A 256-nucleotide genomic window follows, 5' to 3' on the forward strand; every position below is an offset into this window, starting at 1 on the left:
TTTCTTCGATGAAATAATCATGAAATGCTTTTTTATTCTGTGCAATAACCTTACCTGTACCCTTTGGCATATAACGTCCCTCCTCTATTTTTACTATTGTAACAAATGTTAATAAAAAGCGAAAGTGGCTCGCTCAGAATCTTTGGACATTGGAACTCCCGACAGAGAAGCGCTTTTTGCTTCGTCCGAGGGAGTGAAATGGCCAACAGATTCTAGCCACTGTAGCTAGATTCCATCAAAAAGCGAAAGTGGCTCG

General features: G+C 40.6%; 1 pseudogene. It reads right to left on the minus strand.

The window, feature by feature from the left end:
* Positions 1-70: pseudogene (locus tag MR107_RS30815) on the minus strand (SsrA-binding protein); the annotation flags it as partial.
* Positions 71-256: the final 186 nt, after the last annotated feature.

Origin of the sequence: Bacillus cereus group sp. BfR-BA-01441 (assembly GCF_022663075.1) — a bacterium.
Lineage (GTDB): Bacteria > Bacillota > Bacilli > Bacillales > Bacillaceae_G > Bacillus_A > Bacillus_A cereus.